Source organism: Chryseobacterium sp. UYP7 (assembly GCF_056279225.1).
In genome coordinates, this window is record NZ_JBWBQW010000026.1 from 1 (window position 1) to 1,245 (window position 1,245).

Sequence of the window (1,245 nt, forward strand, 5' to 3'; positions counted from 1 at the left end):
TAACAAAGAACTGTGCTTAAAAACAAATAAAAATCGAATTATTTTTAAATAAATTTAGGCATAGCACTTCTGTATTCTTTGTTGTATTCCACTCCTGATTTTGCTATTGCAAATGATTGTCTTAATAGTTTATTGCAAACAGCGATTAAAGCTAACTTTTTACTCTTACCTTTTTGAGTTATCCGATCATAAAGTGCGGCACAAGCTGGATTACATTTACAAGCTGTAAAACTGCACATAAAAAGCAAGTTTCGAAGCTTAGAATTCCCTATTTTACTGATCCTCACTCGACCTTTTACACTACTTCCAGATTGTCTAATAACAGGCGTTAATCCACAAAAAGAACAGAGTTGCCTTGAGCTTTCAAATCGATTAAAACCATCAGTTAATACGACCAACATCATGGCGGTTTTTCTGCCAATACCAGGAATACTTTCAAGCTTTGTTAACACTTCCTGATAATCAATTTTAACTAATTCTAATAATTTCTTTTCTAAAACAACTGCTTCTTTTGAAAGGTTTTTCAAGCTTCTCTTTAATGAAGTAACGACTAATTTACATGGATTTCCCAATGTTTGCTCAGCATGAACCTTGTTTTGCAATGCAGTATTTTGTTTTGTGTAAGTATCTAATAACCGAATTAATTGCAAACATTCCATTTGATTTTTTGAATATCCAACCCAAAGTTTTATGGGTTGCTCCTGCGCATACCAGCAAATCATTTTAGCATCCGATTTATCAGTTTTAATTCGACTCAATTTCATTTGAATAAATCGTTTTATCGATAATGGATTTTCAACGGAAACACGAATCGAATTATCAACTAAAAAATAAGCCAACTGATAATGATAATAACCTGTTGCCTCCATAACACAATGACTATCAGAATTTAATAACTTTAAAAATTTAACAAATCCTTTTGTGTTATTTTCAAACTTTGAATAATTACCGGAACTATCCATAACATCAAATGTATCTTTACTGATGTCAATTCCAAAAAATTTAGTACTTTTATCCATGGGGTTATTATTTAGGAAAGGACAATCTACTTGCTTTTCATCACCTTAAAATCGAGATCTACGTCTCACAGAACTGTACGAAATAAAAGTAGAAAAGAGAGGTGATTATCACTGTTAACGGAATCTAAAGTTCCTGCGGTTATCGTAAACCTTTATCCTCTCTTTTGTTCTTTCTGATTAGTATATAAATATATTAAAAACAAACTTAAGGCGGTTTTGCAATAGT

Annotated in this window: 1 protein-coding gene; it reads right to left on the minus strand. The window is 31.5% G+C overall.

The window, feature by feature from the left end; translation table 11 throughout:
- Positions 1-44: 44 nt before the first annotated feature.
- Complete coding sequence (locus tag ACZ9HT_RS16975; protein WP_476041683.1) at positions 45-1,019, minus strand: IS110 family RNA-guided transposase; 975 nt, start codon at positions 1,017-1,019, stop codon at positions 45-47.
- Between the last annotated feature and the right edge of the window lie 226 nt (positions 1,020-1,245).

Bases quoted from the DNA above. Each gene is read 5' to 3' on its own strand.
- ACZ9HT_RS16975 (WP_476041683.1), bottom strand. From the start codon at position 1,019: ATGGATAAAAGTACTAAATTTTTTGGAATTGACATCAGTAAAGATACA.